This is a genomic window from Marinobacter sp. LQ44 (genome assembly GCF_001447155.2).
Classification (GTDB): Bacteria; Pseudomonadota; Gammaproteobacteria; order Pseudomonadales; family Oleiphilaceae; genus Marinobacter.
Genome location: NZ_CP014754.1, coordinates 1260492 through 1278318 on the forward strand (window position 1 = coordinate 1260492; position 17827 = coordinate 1278318).

21 protein-coding genes and 1 pseudogene are annotated in these 17827 nt (G+C 57.5%); 6 read left to right on the plus strand and 16 right to left on the minus strand.

Annotated elements, in window-relative coordinates; translation table 11 throughout:
- Window positions 1-37: 37 nt before the first annotated feature.
- The 7 genes from ASQ50_RS05890 to ASQ50_RS05920 all read right to left on the minus strand — a co-directional run bounded on the left by ASQ50_RS05890 (window position 38) and on the right by ASQ50_RS05920 (window position 5232).
- On the minus strand, window positions 38-1777 hold the full coding sequence (locus ASQ50_RS05890; RefSeq protein WP_058092215.1) for an N-acyl-D-amino-acid deacylase family protein: 1740 nt from the start codon (window positions 1775-1777) through the stop codon (window positions 38-40).
- A 127-nt stretch (window positions 1778-1904) separates the two neighbouring features.
- On the minus strand, window positions 1905-2363 hold the full coding sequence (locus ASQ50_RS05895; protein ID WP_058092216.1) for a DUF4112 domain-containing protein: 459 nt from the start codon (window positions 2361-2363) through the stop codon (window positions 1905-1907).
- Between the two features lie 36 nt (window positions 2364-2399).
- Window positions 2400-2831 carry a DUF3010 family protein gene (locus ASQ50_RS05900; RefSeq protein ID WP_058092217.1) on the minus strand — a complete coding sequence of 144 codons (432 nt, stop codon included), beginning with the start codon at window positions 2829-2831 and terminating at the stop codon, window positions 2400-2402.
- Window positions 2832-2859: 28 nt separating this feature from the next.
- Window positions 2860-3204: a PBPRA1643 family SWIM/SEC-C metal-binding motif protein gene (locus ASQ50_RS05905; protein WP_058092218.1), complete on the minus strand. Its 345-nt coding sequence runs from the start codon at window positions 3202-3204 to the stop codon at window positions 2860-2862.
- Between the two features lie 170 nt (window positions 3205-3374).
- Window positions 3375-4085, minus strand: coding sequence for a DnaJ domain-containing protein (locus ASQ50_RS05910; RefSeq protein ID WP_058092219.1), 711 nt, complete (start codon window positions 4083-4085; stop codon window positions 3375-3377).
- A 38-nt stretch (window positions 4086-4123) separates the two neighbouring features.
- Window positions 4124-4819 (minus strand): hypothetical protein, encoded by a 696-nt coding sequence (locus ASQ50_RS05915; protein WP_058092220.1) that lies wholly within the window; start codon window positions 4817-4819, stop codon window positions 4124-4126.
- 26 nt (window positions 4820-4845) lie between these two features.
- Window positions 4846-5232, minus strand: a complete 387-nt coding sequence (locus ASQ50_RS05920) for a DUF2750 domain-containing protein (RefSeq protein WP_058092221.1) — start codon at window positions 5230-5232, stop codon at window positions 4846-4848.
- A 210-nt stretch (window positions 5233-5442) separates the two neighbouring features.
- On the opposite strand from ASQ50_RS05920, the gene ASQ50_RS05925 reads away from it, so the two are divergent.
- From ASQ50_RS05925 to ASQ50_RS20945, 3 genes are all read left to right on the plus strand, one after another.
- Window positions 5443-6207: a hypothetical protein gene (locus ASQ50_RS05925; protein WP_156509978.1), complete on the plus strand. Its 765-nt coding sequence runs from the start codon at window positions 5443-5445 to the stop codon at window positions 6205-6207.
- Window positions 6207-7532, plus strand: a complete 1326-nt coding sequence (locus tag ASQ50_RS05930) for an IS1182 family transposase (protein WP_068351393.1) — start codon at window positions 6207-6209, stop codon at window positions 7530-7532. Before ASQ50_RS05925 ends, ASQ50_RS05930 begins: the two co-directional genes overlap by 1 nt.
- Before the next feature lie 162 nt (window positions 7533-7694).
- On the plus strand, window positions 7695-7832 hold the full coding sequence (locus ASQ50_RS20945) for a hypothetical protein (RefSeq protein WP_156509979.1): 138 nt from the start codon (window positions 7695-7697) through the stop codon (window positions 7830-7832).
- Window positions 7833-7835: 3 nt separating this feature from the next.
- Here ASQ50_RS20945 and ASQ50_RS05935 read toward each other — a convergent pair whose 3' ends face one another.
- On the minus strand, window positions 7836-8474 hold the full coding sequence (locus ASQ50_RS05935) for an SDR family oxidoreductase (RefSeq protein WP_058092638.1): 639 nt from the start codon (window positions 8472-8474) through the stop codon (window positions 7836-7838).
- Between the two features lie 192 nt (window positions 8475-8666).
- Between ASQ50_RS05935 and ASQ50_RS05940 the strand changes: the two genes are divergently transcribed.
- On the plus strand, window positions 8667-9335 hold the full coding sequence (locus ASQ50_RS05940) for a glutathione S-transferase (protein WP_058092639.1): 669 nt from the start codon (window positions 8667-8669) through the stop codon (window positions 9333-9335).
- Between the two features lie 51 nt (window positions 9336-9386).
- Here the strand turns inward: ASQ50_RS05940 and ASQ50_RS05945 are convergent, their stop codons facing one another.
- On the minus strand, window positions 9387-9842 hold the full coding sequence (locus ASQ50_RS05945) for a GatB/YqeY domain-containing protein (RefSeq protein ID WP_058092640.1): 456 nt from the start codon (window positions 9840-9842) through the stop codon (window positions 9387-9389).
- 101 nt (window positions 9843-9943) lie between these two features.
- Here ASQ50_RS05945 and tenA point away from each other — a divergent pair, with 101 nt between their 5' ends.
- Window positions 9944-10612, plus strand: coding sequence for a thiaminase II (tenA, locus tag ASQ50_RS05950; RefSeq protein ID WP_058092641.1), 669 nt, complete (start codon window positions 9944-9946; stop codon window positions 10610-10612).
- 11 nt (window positions 10613-10623) lie between these two features.
- On the opposite strand, the gene ASQ50_RS05955 is transcribed toward tenA, so the two are convergent.
- Window positions 10624-11049 carry a DUF4399 domain-containing protein gene (locus ASQ50_RS05955; RefSeq protein ID WP_227513327.1) on the minus strand — a complete coding sequence of 142 codons (426 nt, stop codon included), beginning with the start codon at window positions 11047-11049 and terminating at the stop codon, window positions 10624-10626.
- Between the two features lie 115 nt (window positions 11050-11164).
- Window positions 11165-11818 carry a PEP-CTERM sorting domain-containing protein gene (locus ASQ50_RS05960; protein WP_058092643.1) on the minus strand — a complete coding sequence of 218 codons (654 nt, stop codon included), beginning with the start codon at window positions 11816-11818 and terminating at the stop codon, window positions 11165-11167.
- 230 nt (window positions 11819-12048) lie between these two features.
- On the opposite strand from ASQ50_RS05960, the gene ASQ50_RS05965 reads away from it, so the two are divergent.
- Window positions 12049-12591, plus strand: coding sequence for a DUF2845 domain-containing protein (locus tag ASQ50_RS05965; protein WP_058092644.1), 543 nt, complete (start codon window positions 12049-12051; stop codon window positions 12589-12591).
- Between the two features lie 97 nt (window positions 12592-12688).
- Here the strand turns inward: ASQ50_RS05965 and istB are convergent, their stop codons facing one another.
- From istB to ASQ50_RS05990, 5 genes and pseudogenes are all read right to left on the minus strand, one after another.
- Window positions 12689-13444 carry an IS21-like element ISSpu5 family helper ATPase IstB gene (gene istB, locus ASQ50_RS05970; RefSeq protein WP_058092926.1) on the minus strand — a complete coding sequence of 252 codons (756 nt, stop codon included), beginning with the start codon at window positions 13442-13444 and terminating at the stop codon, window positions 12689-12691.
- An 11-nt stretch (window positions 13445-13455) separates the two neighbouring features.
- A pseudogene (locus ASQ50_RS05975) lies at window positions 13456-14364 on the minus strand (Mu transposase domain-containing protein); the annotation flags it as partial.
- Between the two features lie 87 nt (window positions 14365-14451).
- Window positions 14452-15468 carry a tyrosine-type recombinase/integrase gene (locus ASQ50_RS05980; RefSeq protein ID WP_058092803.1) on the minus strand — a complete coding sequence of 339 codons (1017 nt, stop codon included), beginning with the start codon at window positions 15466-15468 and terminating at the stop codon, window positions 14452-14454.
- Window positions 15465-16454 carry a tyrosine-type recombinase/integrase gene (locus tag ASQ50_RS05985; protein ID WP_058092802.1) on the minus strand — a complete coding sequence of 330 codons (990 nt, stop codon included), beginning with the start codon at window positions 16452-16454 and terminating at the stop codon, window positions 15465-15467. The genes ASQ50_RS05980 and ASQ50_RS05985 overlap by 4 nt, the downstream gene beginning before the upstream one ends.
- Complete coding sequence (locus ASQ50_RS05990) at window positions 16451-17713, minus strand: site-specific integrase (RefSeq protein ID WP_068351350.1); 1263 nt, start codon at window positions 17711-17713, stop codon at window positions 16451-16453. Before ASQ50_RS05990 ends, ASQ50_RS05985 begins: the two co-directional genes overlap by 4 nt.
- Window positions 17714-17827 lie beyond the last annotated feature (114 nt).

Below are 17827 nucleotides of genomic sequence, written 5' to 3' on the forward strand. Positions count from 1 at the left end.
GCTTTGGCGGTTACCATCTGGAAAGGCCGCGGTAAGCTCAACAAGCAGCAATAAACCGTCCATAACCCATCTCCCGCCCTAACGCGGGAGCCAGCTGTTCGTCATCCACCGCCAGCTTGCCGTTGATAATCACAGTTTTCACGATACCGGGATTACGGTTAACCAGTCGTTGAAGGTCGAAATTCTCCATGTCACCCCAGTGCACCTGCTCCAAGTTCTGGTTAAATCCTGACGGGTCCAGCACCACCACGTCGGCCCTGTCTCCCTCCCGGATTTTCCCGGCCTCGATGCCAAACCAGTCGGCCTGGTCTCCGGTCAGGCGATGAACGGCCTGCTCCATGGTCATGATCGGGTCGCCTTCCTCAATGGATTCGTGCACCAGCTTCAGCATGCGCAGCGGCAGGTTGTAGAACGCCATATTGCGGATATGAGCGCCGGCGTCGCTGAAGGTAATGAGCGAGCGGGGGTCTTTGACGATCCGCTTGAGCACCTGTTTCCGATGGTTACCCACGGTGGTGTACCAGCGAATTTTCTTACCGAACTCCACGACCAGGTCCAGGAACAGGTCCACCACGTGCACACCCCGGGCTTTGGCCACTTCCTCGAAGTTCTTGCCGATCAGGGATTGGTCCGGGCAGTCGATGATCATGGCGTCACCAAAGTCTCGCTGCCACACCCTCGGGCTTAGTTTTTCGCCATAGAACTTACGGAACTTACGCCGGTACGCTTCGTCTTTCAGGAGCTGGTTGCGCTCAACCGCGTCTTTCAGGTCCAGGGCCATTTCGCCGGCACCGAATTCCTCAAAAAACACCACATCGATGCCGTCTGCATACACCGTGAACGGCGTGGGCAGCACCTGCCAGCGGAAATCCCCCCGTAACGCATTGGTAAACACAGAGGTTAGCCGGGTCAGGTTGGTGAGGTAGGCACTGCCTTTAAGATCCATTTGACTGATCAGTGTGGTCTTCAGGGGACGGCGCAACCAGCCCAGGCATTCGCGCACGTACTGCAGAATCTGTAGCGGCGTGGCGGCATTCGGAGCGCCCTGATGCACCCGGTTATACTGGCGCACCAGCTTGTTCAGGCGCGCCACCTCTTTCCATTTGGCGTAGGTGCTGGGCAGGCTCTTGGACCATTCCCGGTCGCCATCCACCTTGTCCCATTTCAGGCACATGGTGGAGAGCCCCAGGAAGCCTTCATCCAGGGCCTCTTTGAGTAACCTTTCCATGGTTTGCATTTCTTCTTCGGTGGGCTGAATCGCCAGGTCAGTGGCCCGGCTGAGTCCCATCACCCCTACCCGCAGGTCACTGTGCCCCAGAAAACTGATCACGTTTGGCCCCAACGGCACCTGTTTGACATGTTCCACCCATTGTTTGGGGGTAGACCAGGTTTTGTGTTCCTTCAGAATCGGCAGCACCCGTTCCCGGGGCACGGTTTCCACCCGGGTGAAAATGTCGGAAGCGTCCTCATACTCACTGCAGATCATGCTCAGGGAACAGCTGCCCACCAGCACGGTGGTTACACCATGGCGCACGGATTCAGACAAGCTGGGGCTTACGAGAAGCTCGGCATCATAATGAGTGTGGGTATCCAGAAACCCCGGCGTCACCCATTTGCCCGAGGCATCAATCACGCGATCCGCCTCAGCATGATCGACGGCCTCATCAGTGACCCTGGCAACTCGGCCATCCTTGATCGCCAGATTGCGGATGGAAGACGGGGCGCCGGTGCCATCGAAATAGCGGCCACCTTCAATAATGAAGTCGTAGTGAGCCATAGCGGTGTTCCCTTTCACTGGTGTTGTTATTATCAGGGCATTGGCCAGAATCAAATGCGATGCAGTGTCTGGCCTGAGACTAATCAGGATAGCTCAAGCGCGGACGATTATCGCCGCAAAACAGGTCTCAGAGTATCAACGTCAACCCGCCGGTAAACAGCGCGAGCAGAATCGACAACCCTATCAGCGTCTTCCAGGGGAATGGCGGTGGTGTTGGCTCAACGGCCAACTGTTGCTCCAGGTACGTTCTCAGTAATGCGGTGTTACGGGTATTGGCTTTGTAGATGGCATCGAAAGCATCCCCCACCACCGGTAACAAACCACCCACAAAATCGATAATCATATTGCGCCGCATGCGTCGCTTTACGGATTTGCTTGCGCCAACCCGATGCGCTTCGATCAGGACATAACTCGACAACACCAAGCCTACGAAGTCTCCCACCACCGGCACCAGCCCAATCACGGCTTCGACGCCAAACTTGAAGCGGGTAAAGGGAATGCCAATGCTGCTGTCCATCAAACGGCTGAACCTATCCAGCCGCTTCAACGTAGCCCGCTGCTGGGCTTCAGTGGGTTGCTTCGCCATGCTCACTCCAAACGCCGTTCTGCGGATAACGCCCCATTACTTCGCCATCAATCCAACATAGGCTGCGGTGAAGGCGGTTTCCTGGAAGGCTTTCAAACCGGTCGCTTCAAAATGAATGGGCAGCGGGTTGGCGGCCAGCGTAGATTTGATCAGAGCAGGAGGCAGCAACCTGACATCCAGATCCGGGTCGGCAATCAGCTGTATCGTCGCCTCCAGTTTGAAGCTGATGGCTCCGCCGGCAAACTTGCCTTTGGGCATGCGCTCCTTGATCGCGACACGGGTTACCTCGTGCTCTGCCATCAGTTCCGCGAACGCCGCCTGGAACTGCTTCAGGTCTTCGCGGGTGTGGTTTTTAACCAGCGATAGCTTGCGCACCTTGCATTCCGGCAAGCTGATCAGCCCCCGATCCAGTTTCAGCAAACACAGCACTGCGTCGCTCGCGGTAAGTTCAACGCCACAAATAATCATAATATTGCTCTCTTTGCTCGCCGCACCTTCAGCCACAGCACTTTTTGAACTTCAAGCCACTACCGCAACTGCACGGGTCGTTACGAGACGGCGTTTTCGTGGTGACGACCGTCGCAACCTTGTTCAGAAGTACCGTCAGCTCGGCGATGGATTCAACCGCACCCTCGCGGTCGTCTACCGTAATGTTGGCGTGTAGCCCGGCCTCGGCCACCTGGGCTTCGATCTCTTGCTTGCGTGCCTCACTGGTGACCACCAGCGTTAGCGGAAATTTCTTGCTGCCGCTTTTCTGACTGGCCTTGGTCTTGAACCCGCCGTAATCGGTGTGATGCTGACGAGCATCCTGCCGGCCTTTATAAAAGAACTTGTCTGACATGCTGATATCCTGGTGAACGGAAGATAGCCAGAAGCCAGTACAACGCCTGCAGCCGCTGGGCGGAGACGTTTTAGCACGCTTGTGGCGTCGAATATATAGGCAGAAGCGGAAGTCACTCCGTTAAAGCAGCAAATCCAGTAAGGAAGACTGGCAGACCATCTGTGCACGCATCAACTCAAGAGCCGCTCCTTCGCCTCATTGATACGTGCCGCCAGATAATTACTACCGCCACGGTCCGGATGCATTTTCTGCATCATCCGGCGATGGGCCTGAACAATCTCTTCCTCGCTGGCGCCGGGTTGCAGGCCAAGGATATCCAGCGCTTCGGCCTCGGTAAGCGGGCCGCCCGCCCGTGACTGCTGGCCGGAGGCACCGCCAGCGGTATCGCCCTGATCATCCGCGCGCCAGGAATCACCAAACCGGCGGTCCAGATAGGTTTCCAGCAAGCGGGCAGAGTCTTCGTCTTCCATACGACAGTACTGCAGAAGCTCAAGAAATTCGCTCTCGCTCAGATCCGACAACGCTCGCCCGGCCATTGGGCCTTTCAGAACCTTGCCGCTCATGGTTCCGGAATCGTGGTCCAGGCTCATTTCCAGGATATCGCTGGCGACCCGGGATTGATTACCCGTTTTCGCCTGGCCACCGCCCGGTAGGTTCCCAGTCAGTATTGACGGCAACACCCTGCGCAACAGCGGGTAAAGAAACGCCAATAACGCGAACAGAAAATGCAGCCGGCCGGTCACTGCCATCACCAGCACCAAACCGGTACCCGCAAACAAAGCCAGTTTGATAATCGCCGGTTTGCGTTGACTGGCCGGCTGGCTGCGCAGCCAGACCCACGCAACAACCGTTAACACAATAACCAACAGCGTTAGTGGCACTCAGATACTCCGGGTTCTCTCAGCCTACTCAGCAAGTGCTAGCGAATTTGCTGAGTCAGGCGTTTCACTTCCGCAGAACTACGGCTGGAAAAATCCTCCAGGGCTTTCGCTCCCCCGGAAGCATAGACCGCAACAGCCGCCATAAGATCCTTCAGTACCTGTGGGCTGTTCCGATCGAAAGGTACGTAGGCACCACCAGACAACTTGCTGACCTGCTGGAACACCGCCTTGGCGTGGGGATCGTGCCCCTCGTGGAACATGAACACCGGCGTTCGCAACAGGCCCAGTTCGCCCGCGGAGTGGCAAAGCTCATCCACAGGCTCCTCGCAACAATCGCCGATAAACACCACGGCTTTTACTGCTTTTGCCCGGGTTTCCTTCACCGCATGGGCCAACACCCGGCTAATCTGGGTGCGGCCACCCAGGCAAGACACGCCGTTCATAAGGTTCAGCAGCTGGCCGGTCTCATTCACAAACCTGGTCGCCTTGAACTCACCAAAGCCACGGTAATAACACAGCTGAATGGCCAGGCCGCCCAAATCCTCGGTAGCCATGAATAGCTCACTCTGCAAATGGCAGGCCTGATCCCAGGTTGCCTCCCGGCTGGCGGTGGCATCCAGAGCGAAGATCAGGCGCCCCTCGCCACCCCCCTTCGCGGGCAGCGTGCGAACCTGGTGGATAAACTGGTCGATGGCCTGTTTATCGGATTTGGTACGTAGCTCTTTATCAGCCATAAGCCTCCGCCACCTTCCATTCGGAACTAGAATGAGCTGGACATCACCTCTTGCAGGTCACGCTTGAGTTCTTCCGCAGGGGTAATCCATAACTCACCCTCACCACCGGGGAAGACACCCACTTCCAAGCCGTCCCGGGTTAAACCTGGCACCCACTTCTTGAAGAAGTCCGGCAGAGAAACCGCCTTCGGTGAGAGGTCGCCGGAATCCTTGGCGTAATCCGCCGCAAACTCAGTTCCCGGCCAAACCGGTAGATACCCTACACCGTCCTCTTCCGAAACAATTTTCAGAAACTGGTTATCGGCATTGATCAGAATCCAGATTTCGCGCTCGTCGGCAACGGCATCCAGAAAGTAGTCATACCGTTCCTCGCCATCCATCTCAAGAATCTGGGCCAAGGGGTTATCGCTCATGAAAACTCCATTATAGGGAACCAATACCGGTTTCACCGCCCGAAGCGGCTATGCATATACTGAAGCCTATCAGGAAAGACAGCACGCTGCCTGAACAGCCGCTATGGTTAGTGTACAGCCCGAGCGATAGCACGCCCTATGGTATTCCGCGAATCCGGTGCCCGAACCAGACATCATGCACTAGCAGCGCAAGTAATTGCGACAGCCATAGTGTTATTCGCAATCGCGTTGCCCGGTCCGGCCAGTGCTGCCGGCACCCTCTACCTGCAGTATCGGCATTGGCAGCCATATAGCTGGCCCAATGACGAGCCCACCGCCAAAGACATTAGCCGCTCCCAGCGGGGCCTGGGCTGGCGATACCAGGGCGCAACCTCCACCGTGAGCCTCGACTACGATTACCAGCCGCTTCGCATTCGCACGGGCACTCCGGCCCACAACGGCCACCTGCATCGGCTGACATTCGGGGGCGATTGGCAACACAACCTTTATCACCTGGAGACTGAGGTGGGCGTCGCCGGCAGCTCCAATATGTTCAAACACCAGGACTTCCACCGCCAGGTGCTCAATGGCCGCCTCGCTGTGTTCAGGGCCTGGCACGAGGGCTCAGACCTGAGCGTGGGTGTTGGCGGCGATCATCGCTTCGGTTCGTTCCGCTGGCTGCCGCGGTTGAGATGGGCGCAGTCCACGGATTACGGTCACTGGCAGGTGGACCTGCCTGTTCTGGCGCAGTGGCAAAGCCCGGACCAGAGCTGGGGCGTTCGGATGGAGCGCGCGGGCGACCGCTGGGCCACACTCGACAAGTCCCGCGAGGTTGAAAGCGCGCTGTATCTTCGGGAATGGCGGGCGGAACTAAGCTACCGGCTCGGCTTTGGCCATGATTCTTGGCCTGCGGTTTTGCTGGGGCTAGGAGTCTGCGCGGCAGAAGCCCGTTTCTGGCATAATAAACCGAAAATTTTTCGGCAACAGGACGTCTGATGGGAACCACTTTCCGCCCGTACTCGCCCGACCAGGAATTGCTCCTTCCCCCAAGCCTGAACGAGTGGCTGCCTGATGGCCACCTGGCCTATTTTGTCAGTGATGTTGTCGAGGAGCTGGATTTGAGTGCGTTTTACGCCCGCTACGAAGGCAACGGTCGGCGTAACTCGCCGTTCGATCCGCGGATGATGCTGAAGGTTCTTATTTACGCCTACGCCACCGGCGTATTCTCCTCACGCAAGATTGCCCGGAAGTTGGAGGAAGACGTCGCCTTTCGGGTTCTGGCTGCGGGTAATTTTCCCAAGCACCGCACGATCTGTGATTTCCGCAAACACCATCTGGTCGCCTTCAAGGCCATCTTCATTCAAGTCGTACGGATTGCCCGGGAGGCGGAGCTGATCACGCTGGGAACACTGGCGATTGATGGCACAAAGATTCGGGCTAATGCCAGTAAGCACAAGGCCATGAGCTATGGCCGCATGGGCGAGGAAGAAGATCGTTTATCGAAAGAGATCGATGGGCTATGTCGTCAGGCCCGTCGAACGGATGAGTCGGAAGATCGGCAGTTCGGCCCGGACCAGCGGGGTGATGAGCTACCTGAGGAGTTGCAGTACCGACAGGCGCGACTGGACAAGATCCGCGCTGCCAAGGAGAAGTTGGAAGCGGATCAGAAAGCGCGGGATGCCGCCAAAGGCCGGCACCCGGACGATGACCGCCGCCCACCCCGCGGTGGCCGGAACTTCAAGCGAGATTACGGGGTGCCGGACGACAAAGATCAAAGCAACTTTACCGACCCGCAAAGCCGGATTATGAAAACGGCGGATGGGTTCCAGCAATGCTACAACGGCCAGTTGGCCGTGGACGGTGAATTCCAACTGATTGTCGCTAATCATCTGGGCAGCAATGCCAGTGATCAGGGGCGCCTGATACCGCTACTGGATGACGTGAAAGACATCCTGAAAACCTATCCGAAACAATGCCTGGCCGATGCCGGTTACCGTAAAGAAGACGACTTACAGTCCCTGGAGGACAAAAGGATCGACGGTTATGTTTCGCTGCGTCGGGAAGGGAAAAAGAGCGCAGAGATAGACGCGAGCGGTTATCCAGCCACGTCACGGATGGCCGAGAAGCTGGCCACCGCGACGGGGCGTTCGGTTTACGCCCGGCGCAAGCATCTGGTTGAGGCGGTTAATGGCTGGATCAAGCATATTCTGGGCTTCCGGCAGTTCAGCCTGAGGGGGCTTAATGCCGTGCAAGGCGAATGGGATCTGGTCTGCCTGTCGCTTAACCTCAGGCGGATGAGTTCGCTGATGAGGCTGACATAGGCGATCTGAGGCGGCGTGCTGGGCCGTGCTGAGTGGTCGGGCTACGGTTGTGAGCTTGCCTATAACCGTCTTGATTGCCTGAATAGAAAATCGTGACTCTATCCGGTTGGATACTGCGCCTATACTCTCGGGCACAACCGTGATTCGGCGCGGCGGAGGCACTTGCTCAAAACACTTCTGCCGCGCAGACTCCTAGGCGCCAGTATCGACACCCGCGTTCGATACCAGGATCTGAACGCGGGTAACCTGGATATTCGCCTCGGCGATAGTGTCTTCGGCCGGGTGATGCTCAGCTGGTAGGCATTAAAGCTTTGCCAGGGCATCAACCACCGGCGTGTCGCCTGAAACCACATCAAACACCCGGTTGTCGGTATTATCCGAGTCCAGCACCGCCAGCAGTACCCGAGCCACATCCTGCCGGGGAATCTCCGCGAAAGACGCCAGCCGTTCACTCACCGCCACCTTGCCGGTACCTTCATCATTGGTCAGCCGCCCCGGCCGCACAATGGTGTAATTCAAGCCGCTGTTCTTCAGGTGTTCATCGGCATTTCGCTTGGCCCGTAGATAGTGCTGAAGTTTTTCGGGGCCTTTCTCGGGCTCCTCGGCGCGCATGCTGCTCACCATGATGAACCGCTTTATACCCATGGCCCTGGCAGCGTCTACCAGGCGGATAGCACCGTCCTGATCCACATCAATGGTTTTATCCGGGCCGGTATGAGGGCCGGAGCCCGCGGTAAAGATGACGGCATCGCAGCCGCGCATGGCCTCGCTACAATCGTGTTCCAAGTCACCCAATACGGTTTCGGTGGCACCCAGCTTCTGCAATTCCGGCCCCTGATCCGGGTGACGGACCAACGCACGGGCCTCGTGATCGCTGTTTGCCATCTCCTGCAACAGATGTTGCCCGATCTGCCCGTTGGCGCCTGCTATAAACACGTGCATGTAGACCTCCTGCTTCGCTGTTCAGCGTATGTATCTTTTATAGTTGAGTGCCCGCTGAACGCAATTCAAGCCACAAAAGCGGTTTATTCAGAAGCATCATTAAAAATGAATTACATCAAAGGTGAACCAAAAGGCCGCTGGCACACTATTCTACTACCCGAACACTCTTTTTAACGGGAACGGAGCTTCCGCATGATTACAGTCCACCACCTCAACAACTCCCGCTCACAACGGGTTCTCTGGATGCTCGAAGAACTGGGCGTACCCTATGAAATCCAGCGTTACGAGCGCGACGCTGAAACCATGCTGGCCCCCGCCAGCCTGAAACAGGTACACCCGCTGGGGAAATCACCGGTGATTACCGATGGTGATCTGGTGGTGGCAGAATCCGGCGCCATCATTGAATACCTGGCCCACACTTACGGCAAAGACAGCATGCTGCCCGAAAACGGCGGCCAGCAATGGCTGGATTACACCTACTGGATGCATTACGCCGAGGGTTCACTGATGCCGCCGCTGGTCATGCGCCTGGTATTTGAAAAAGTGAAAACCAGCCCGATGCCGTTTTTCATCCGGCCGGTGGCGAAAGGCATCGCCGACAAAACGAACCAGATATTCATTGGCCCTATGATCAAAACCCATCTGGACTTTGTCGAAGCCCACCTGGCGAAGAATACCTGGTTTCTGGGGGACGAACTGAGCGCAGCCGATATCCAGATGAGCTTCCCGCTGGAGGCCTCGGTGGCACGGGGTATTGTGGGTGCAAGCCGCCCGCACATTTCTGCCTGGGTGGCGCGAGTACACGCCCGGCCGGCTTACCAGAGGGCCCTTGAGAAAGGCGGCGAGTACGACTTCGCCTGAGGATAGCGGCGAGGGCCAACGGCCCTCGCCTTAACAAACCAGGGCTGGTGCTCAGCCCGCCAGTGCAGCCCGCACCTTCTTGCTCAACTGCCCCATATCCACCCGGCCCGTCACTTTCGGGCGCAGCTCGTTCATCACATTCCCCATATCCTGCATACCCTTTGCAGCGGTTGAGCTGATCGCCTCAGCAATCAAACCGTCCAGCTCTTCCTCAGATAGTGCCGCCGGCATGAACTCCTCAATAATCGCCATTTCCGCCCGTTCCTTGTCCGCCAGCTCGCCCCGGCCGGCGTCATCGTACTGGCTGGCGGCATCCCGGCGCTGTTTCAGCATCTTGTCCAACACCTTCAGCACATCATCGTCACTCAGCTCGCGGCGCTCATCAATTTCAATCTGCTTGATGGCAGACTGGGCCATACGCAGAGTAACCAGCCGGTCCTTGTCTTTGCTTCGCATTGCGTCTTTCACCGCATTGCCGAGCTGTTCCTTGAGAGATGCTTGTGCCATGGTTGGGCTCCTGTTTGAAGGAAAAAGAGTGTGGGCATAATATCAAAGAACCAGCCCCAGGCCCTCAAAACCAACTCGACAACCACCGCCATGGAGTTTCAATGCCGTACCAGTTCGAAGATCTCAAAAACGCTTTTCCCACCGAGTGGCGGGATTACATCGAACACAGTTTTGTGCAACAGCTGGGCAACGGTTCACTCGCGCCGGAAGCCTTCCAGCATTACCTGAAACAGGACTACCTGTTCCTGATCCAGTTTGCCCGGGCCTATGCCCTAGCGGCCTACAAAAGCCCGACCCTGGCTGACCTGTTGCAAGCCAAAGACGGGCTGCTGGCCATTCTGGATACCGAGCTGGGGTTACACATCAGTTATTGCAAAGAGTGGGGAATCTCAGAGCAGGAACTGAACAACCTGCCCGAAGCCCGCGCCACCCTCGCCTACACCCGCTACGTGCTGGATACAGGCAATCGCGGCGACCTGCTGGACCTGCACGTGGCCCTGTCACCCTGCATGGTCGGCTACGGCGAGATCGCCAACTGGCTGAACCGGCGCTCAGAAACCCTGCGGGGCGAGGGCAACCCCTACGATGCCTGGATCGCCATGTACGAAAGCGACGAATTCCAGGGAGCCATGCAGGCGGAAATCCGCTGGCTGGATGAACGGCTGGCGGACGTAACCCCGAGCCGATTTGAACAGCTATCCCACATCTTCCGGGATGCCACCCGGCTAGAAATCGACTTCTGGGATATGGGCCTGCATCTGAGCGACTAGGTTTGCGCCCACTACTCCACCGTGATGGTGATTTTCTCAGACATCACCGGCGGCTCATGGGGAATATGCAGGTGATCACCAACCAACAGCTGGAGTGTGTGTTCGCCCGGCTCTAACTCCAGCGTGGTCTGGGTTTGGCCTCCCCCAAAATGAATATGCCGTTCATCCGCAGGGATCGGTTTGTCCATCGGGGGCAGGTCGTCCACATCAACCAGCAAATGGTGGTGCCCGGTTTTCTCACGCTCCACGCCCGCCGGCGCAACGCCCAAGCCCTCCAGGCCAAACCTTACCGTCACCGGAGAGCTCACGGTTTGCCCGTCGAGCGGTGTCACGAAGTATACCGCCGCCCCTTCAGGTGCAGGCGTTGCCCCATGGGCACCGGCGACCATCGAGGCGGCAAGGATCAAACCGAGAGAGAAACGCTGTGTCCTGATCATGGTGTTCATAACCTATTCCTTCAGTGAGTGAACCACTCACTCATAATAGGTTAACTTTCCGGGTCCCGCCTGATTGAGCGCGGCCCGGCCCCCACCTCACAACCTTGAACAGCAGTCAAACGGCCTGCTTTCTACGACGAGTAGCGATCAACCCCGCCAACCCCAGACCAATCAGCCCCAAGGTAGCCGGTTCAGGCACCTGCACGGCTTGCGCGCGAACCTCAATGGCGTAACCGGTACCGCCACCATGATCGGCACGGAGAATCTGCAGCGCATGATGACCGGCAGAGATACCGGACAGATTGATATCGTACTCGTTGATATTGGCACCACCAGCGCGAGTAGCGCCGAAGAGAAACACGCCATCAAGCCACAACACGATACCGTTATCGACTCCTACATCGATGGTCAGGTCAGACAGGCTATCGAGAAAAAAGTCGTACACGATGGCTGTTTCTGTGTTCACCGCCCAGCTCGTCGGTATAACTGTGCCCGGCGCACTCCAGGTGCCGCCCGTATAATCACCGGCGAGCCAATCAGCACCAAACTCCGGCGTGAACGTGAAGCCCGGATCTGATGCCAGTTCAATCGTCGGGTCACCTTCGCTGATATTCGGCCCCAAAAGAAAGCCTCCCGGACCATCCATACTGGCAAGATCGCCAAGGCCAGCGTTGTAACGGCCCGTTGTGCTGCTATCAATAATAAGCGTTGCGTTGGCTTGTACTGAAGCTGCCAGCAGTGCTGCAGCCATTGCGATTTTCAGCTTCATTCGTTGCTTTCCTTATGTGGGCGCCACCTGGGACGCAAAAGACGCCACATGTCCATGCAATACACATACCACCAACAAAAGCAAGCAACATCAATGTGTTAGAATCAACACAAATATGGGGTGTAAATTTATTCGACACAGAGATCAAAGACCCTATTTCGACAAAACCATGACTTAACTTTTACATTCGGGCTATTGAAAGCTGAGATAAACCGGCGCAAAGTTCAGGAATGGTCAGCTTCAGACACTTACTTGCCATTATCCCACTGGTCGCACTGGCCCAGGCCAGCCAGGGCGCGCTTCGGTGTGGCAGTGCGCTGGTCAACGACGGCGCCTGGCCAGTAGAGGTTGAGAAGAGCTGCGGGCAGCCCGACTATGTGGCGGAATACCCGACAGCGACCGTGCCGGGGCTGGGTGTAGTTCAAACCGAAGAGCACTGGTATTACAATCCTGGCCCCCAGCGCTTCATCCAACGACTGATCTTCCGAAACGGCAAACTCGCCCGCGTTGACCGCCTGGGTTACGGATTCCACGTGGCCAGTTCACCCAACTGCAACATCAGCACCCTCAGGCACGTCAAAACCGAATATGAACTGATCGCCCGCTGCGGTGAGCCGGCCTCCAAACGGGTGGAGTGGCAAATGGCTGCTCATCAGAGAAACCGGGAACACTGGGAGAACGTGCATCCCGTGCTGATTCAGGAGTGGCTCTATAGCTTCCAGAGCAATCAGTTTCCGCAAGTTGTTAAGCTCAGGAATGGACAGGTTGCGTAAACCGCTGAAGGTTGCCACCCATTCCACGTGAAGCCTGCCACCCGGACCGGAGCAAGGCTGCCACCCATCGGAGCGTAGCGACGCGGGGTTTCTCTTCTTACTCCGAAATCTCAGTGTCCGTCAACTTTGCTTGCCGTTTTCGCATGGATTCGCCTCGGAGATTGATCTTGTAGGCGTTATGAACGAGCCGGTCCAGGATGGCGTCGGCCAGAGTGGCGTCACCGATTACACCATGCCATTCCTCGATGGGTAATTGGCTCGTGGCGATGGTGGAGCGCCTGCCATGCCGGTCTTCCAGTACCTCCAGCAAGTCTCGCCGATTTTCGGCGCTCAGCTTCATCAGTCCCCAGTCATCCAGGATCAGGACGTCGACTTTGGCCAGGTTGGTCAGGAGTTTGGCGTACTGGCCATCGCCCTTGGCAATGGTCAGCTCCCGTAGCAGCCGGGTCAGGCGCACATACTGTGCGGTGTAGCCTTCCCGGCAGGCCCTGTGTGCCAAGGCACAGGCCAACCAGGTTTTGCCAACCCCGGTGGGACCGGTGATGAGCACGTTCAGGTGCTCTTTTACCCATTGGCAGCCGGCCAGTGACTGCACCAGCCCTTTATCCAGGCCCCGTGAGTTCCGGTAATCGATGTCTTCGAGGATGGCATTGTGCCGCAGCCTGGCACGGCGCAACCGGCTGGTCATGCGCCGGTTATCTCGCTCGGTCATTTCCCGGTCCACGAGTAGCCCGAGGCGCTCCTCGAAGCTCAGATCGGTGATGTCGGGGGTGGCTGACTGATCCGCCAGGGCGGCGGCCATGCCGGTCAGCTTGAGGGCGTGGAGCTTATCCAGTGTGGGATGTTTTAGCATGTCAGATTCCTTCAGTGGTAGTAGGCAGGGCCGCGGATGTTGTCGTGTGTGTCGGGCAAGGCCAGTTCCTGTTGTTCTTCCAGAGGCTGCTGATCCAGACGGTGTTTGAGGATGGATTCGATGCTCTTGTAACGGCAACTGCCCAGCATCAGGGCACGCTGGCAGGCGGCTTCCAGCCGCGACTCACCGTAGCTCTGCCCCAGCCGTAGTATGCCCAGACAGGAGCGATAGGCCTGTTGCGGGTGCTTGCGGGCTCCGAGGGCCGTGCGGATGAGCTTCTCGGTAGCCGGGCCGGTCTTGGCCGCCCAGGCGATCAGACGTTCTGGTGACCAGTCACCAGCGTGGCGATGAGACTCAGGCATGTGAGCGGCGATGGTGGTGTGTCGTCCCTTCTGGTCGGAGCGCCGGTGACTGGCGATCCGGTTGCCCCGGTAAAAGCATTCGATGGTGTTGTGGGTAATCCGGACTTCTACCTCTTTCTTGATCAGGGTGTAGGGCACCGAGTAGTAATGTCCGTCGATGGCCACATGGTAGTCGATGTGCACCCGGGCCTTCTTCCACTCCGCGTAAACATACGGCTCTGCGGGCAATGGCTGTAGAACGGGTTTATCCAACTGCTCGAAGTGGTCGCGCCGACAGCCGGGCAACTTGCGGAAGGGCCGGCTGTTGAGTCGCTCCAGCAGCTCGCGGATGGTGGCGTTGAGTTGCCCCAGTGAGAAGTGCTGACGATGGCGCAACGCCGCCAGGATCCAGCGTTCGACGATCAGTACTCCACCTTCCACCTTGGCCTTGTCGCGGGGCTTACGGGCCCGTGTGGGGACAACGGCCACGCCATAATGGGCGGCCATGTCCTGATAGGTTGGATTTAGATCCGGCTCGTAGCGGTGAGCCTTGGTAACGCCGGAGCGGAGGTTGTCCGGATTATGTTCCCTATCCCATTATGTTTCGTTCACTTTGGAAGACCTTGAAACCATAGGGAGGCCCCCTTGCACTGGGGCACATAACGATCACAGGGATTCCAGCCATTGCAGCAGCTCGGAATTGGATCGCCATACTGGCTTTCGGTGGGACTCCGCCGGAGAATCCCAAATAGGCTCACAGGTGCGGAGCGCGTCCACTTTCATTCGGAGGGTGATCTCGGCGTATCGGTTGGTGGTCTCCAAACTGACGTGTCCAAGCCAGGCGCGGATGACGTTGACCTCGACACCTGCTTCAAGCAAATGCACGGCCGTCGTGTGGCGTAAGACATGGGGTGAGATGTGCCGCACTGTGCCATCTGCGCTTTTCTTCACCACCTTGACGGTATGACGCCGCACGATCTTGTAGATACCAAATCTGGTCAGCGGCGCACTGTTGCGGGCTAGGAAGACAGCGTCATTGGAGTGGCGTCGTTGCCGATTTTGCTCCAGTAAGTCCTGCATCAGACCCGCCGTTCGCGTCCACAAAGGACAGGTACGCCATTTGTCACCTTTACCATGCAGCCGTACTCGGGGCTCAGAACCGAGTTCCAGGTGCGTTGCGCGCAGATCCGCTACCTCCTGTACGCGTGCTCCGGTGTTATAAAGGAAGCGAAGCAAGGCTTGGTCGCGCAGAGCCTGAGGGTGGTCGGTGGGCAAGGCAGCGAACAGAGCATTAATCTCGTCGCGTTCGAGATACAGAGTCTCGCCCGGTTGCCAGCGTTTGACGGGAATGGAAGCAATTTGCTGTGCTTCCCCGAGCACGCAGGGCTCACGGCCGGCAAGATACTCGAAGAAGGTATGCAGCGCCGCCAGGCGCTGGTTTCGGGTTCTAACCCCATTACCACGTTCCTGTTCAAGGTGTTGCAAAAAATGGCGCACTCGCTCGCCAGTGAGATCAGCCAGTTCCAAGCGGGTGATCCGGCAATGCTTATCCTTTGCAGCGAATTGCAAGAACAGGCGCAGGCTCTCCTTATAACTTCGGATACTGGCCGGGCGCAGCCCCCGTTGGCATTTAAGGTGATCCTCTACGAAGGCAAAGACGAGACGCCCCAATTGATCCGTCATGATAGCTCCTCCTCTCTGCGGGGATCGGCGAATCGCTCGAACCGTTGGCTCGCCTCCCGGAGCAGTGCTTCGGTGATGGTCAGATACCAGGCAGTCGATGCCGGGTCGGCATGGCCCATGAAGGTTGATAGATGAAAGAGCCGTTGATTGGGATCCACGCCGGTGCGATACCAGCGGAGCAGAGTTGCGACCGCGAAGGAATGGCGCAGGCAGTGCAGATGAGGTTGGCGTACGCCAGGTGGCACGTACGGATCCATCTTCAGTATCAAGTGGTGAAATGTCTGACTGACCGTCTCAATACGCATTGGCTTGCGCTCTGGGAAAAAGCTGAAAGAAAATACCGGATCATCCGGCTGCCATGGCCCATACCGATCAACGCCAAACTGTAGATAGACAGCGATCTGTTGCGCCATGCGCGGGCCAAAGGGGACCAAACGCGTCTTGCCAAACTTGCTCTTGTCGATCACCAGAAGGCTGCGCTGGCAATCGACGTCGCGATACCGAAGATGCACAATCTCGCCGACACGCAGGCCCAAACCGTACATCAGCGAGAAGATTGTTCGGTAGACCATGCCACGACAGGGTGCCCGGGAATTGTCCGGAAGCTGTGACGCCAACGTCAGGATGTCTTCCACCTGAGCCGGTTCGAACAGGAAGGGTTTAAGCTGGGAAGTCACCGGCTGAGGGTGAGCACGAACCGGAGAATGCGCTAGCCGCTCCTGGGCCACCTGCCAGGCAAAAAAGCAGCGGAGCACCCCCAAGAGGTGGTTATAGCTGCGTGGGCGAGTGCGTGGCCGCGAAGCGAGAAAGGCCTCAATCAACGCCGGTTGCACTAACGCCGCATCACTCACCCGTTCCTCGACCAAAAAGCGATCGAATAATTGCAAGGCGAGCTCTTCAGTATCAAATTTTCGGCCCAGCGCGCGCTTGTAACTCAAGTAAGCCGAAAAATCCTTGCCCAGTACGCTGTGGAAGGAGGCGGTCATGGCAGCACCTCCTCGTGGCCCAGCGCCACCATGCGCAGGGTTTCCACGTCCACCTTGGTATAGATGCGGGTGGAACTTGGCGATGCATGACCAACGTAATCGCCGATGACCTTGAAGTTGAACTCGGCATCGACCAATCGCTGTACGCAAGTGTGGCGCAAGGTGTGCGAACCTGGGCGACGGACATTAATACCCGCTTTGCGCAGGTAGTGCGTCGCGCGGCTGGACACAGTAACCGCCGTCACAGGTCGGACGGGCGCCAGAACCCGGAAAAACAGCCTTCGCTCCTCGACGTGTGGGCGTGCATTTTTTAAGTAGTCGAGAATAGCTTCGCCTACCACTGAAGAGAGAGGGTACGCAGTGGTGTGTCCCGCCTTGCGCTGCGGCACCAACAGGCGTTCTCTCTTCCAGTCAATATTCTCCAGTGTCAATCCGGCCACCTCATGGCCGCGCAGTCCATACGTGACGAGCAAAAGTAGAATGGCATAGTCGCGCTTGCCCAGAGCACTGCGCCGATCAACAACATCTAGCATGCGCCGGACGTCGTCCCAGGAGATCGAACGCGGGAGATCGGCCAGCTGATACCGACGCGGGGACTCTACGGTAGCGCCGAGATCGCGATTGATCAGCTGCTCGCGGTACAGGTAGCGCAGGAAGACTCGCAAGGAGCTGCACAGCCCCGTCATAGAATGCGGGCTCAATCGGCGACCGCTCTCCACCACAAATGCACTGAGTATGGCTGGAGTGAGCTCGGACAAATGCAGCAGGTTGATTCGCGCCAGGTAGGCTTCCAGGTTATGCAGATAATGGCCATAGTGCCGGAGAGACAGCTCGCGCAGGCCCCGTTCTTCACGCAGATAAACAAAGAACCCCGGTGCCTGAACCAGGAAGGGATCTTGACTGGTCCGTCTCCGACCTGTTCCGCGGAAATCGGGCAACATCAGGGACAGCAATTGCTCGATCGGTGTACGAGCATCATTAGCCACCCATCGCTTTGCCTGGTATGCGTTCTTGGCGTGAACCTTTACCCAGTGCTTTACATAAGGCTCGACATGAGTCGGAAGCTCGCTCCACTGCGTGGCACCATGATCGCGAGCAAACTCGCCAAACTGCCTCAGGAGTGGGACTCGCCGCAAGATTACCCTGGGCCTGTATCCGTGCCCGGCTAACCACGCAACGTACTGCTCAATCGGTTCCGCGATCCAGGAAGCGCGGATCGCATCGATGGTATCGGGCTTAACGAAGTAATGTTCTAACATGACAATCTCCTTTCTGGATGTAGGAAAGGAAATCATGCGCCCAAACGGCATCTGTCGTTATGTGTCCTTTTACACGGGATCCTCCCTATGGATTCAAGGTCTTCCAAAGTGAAC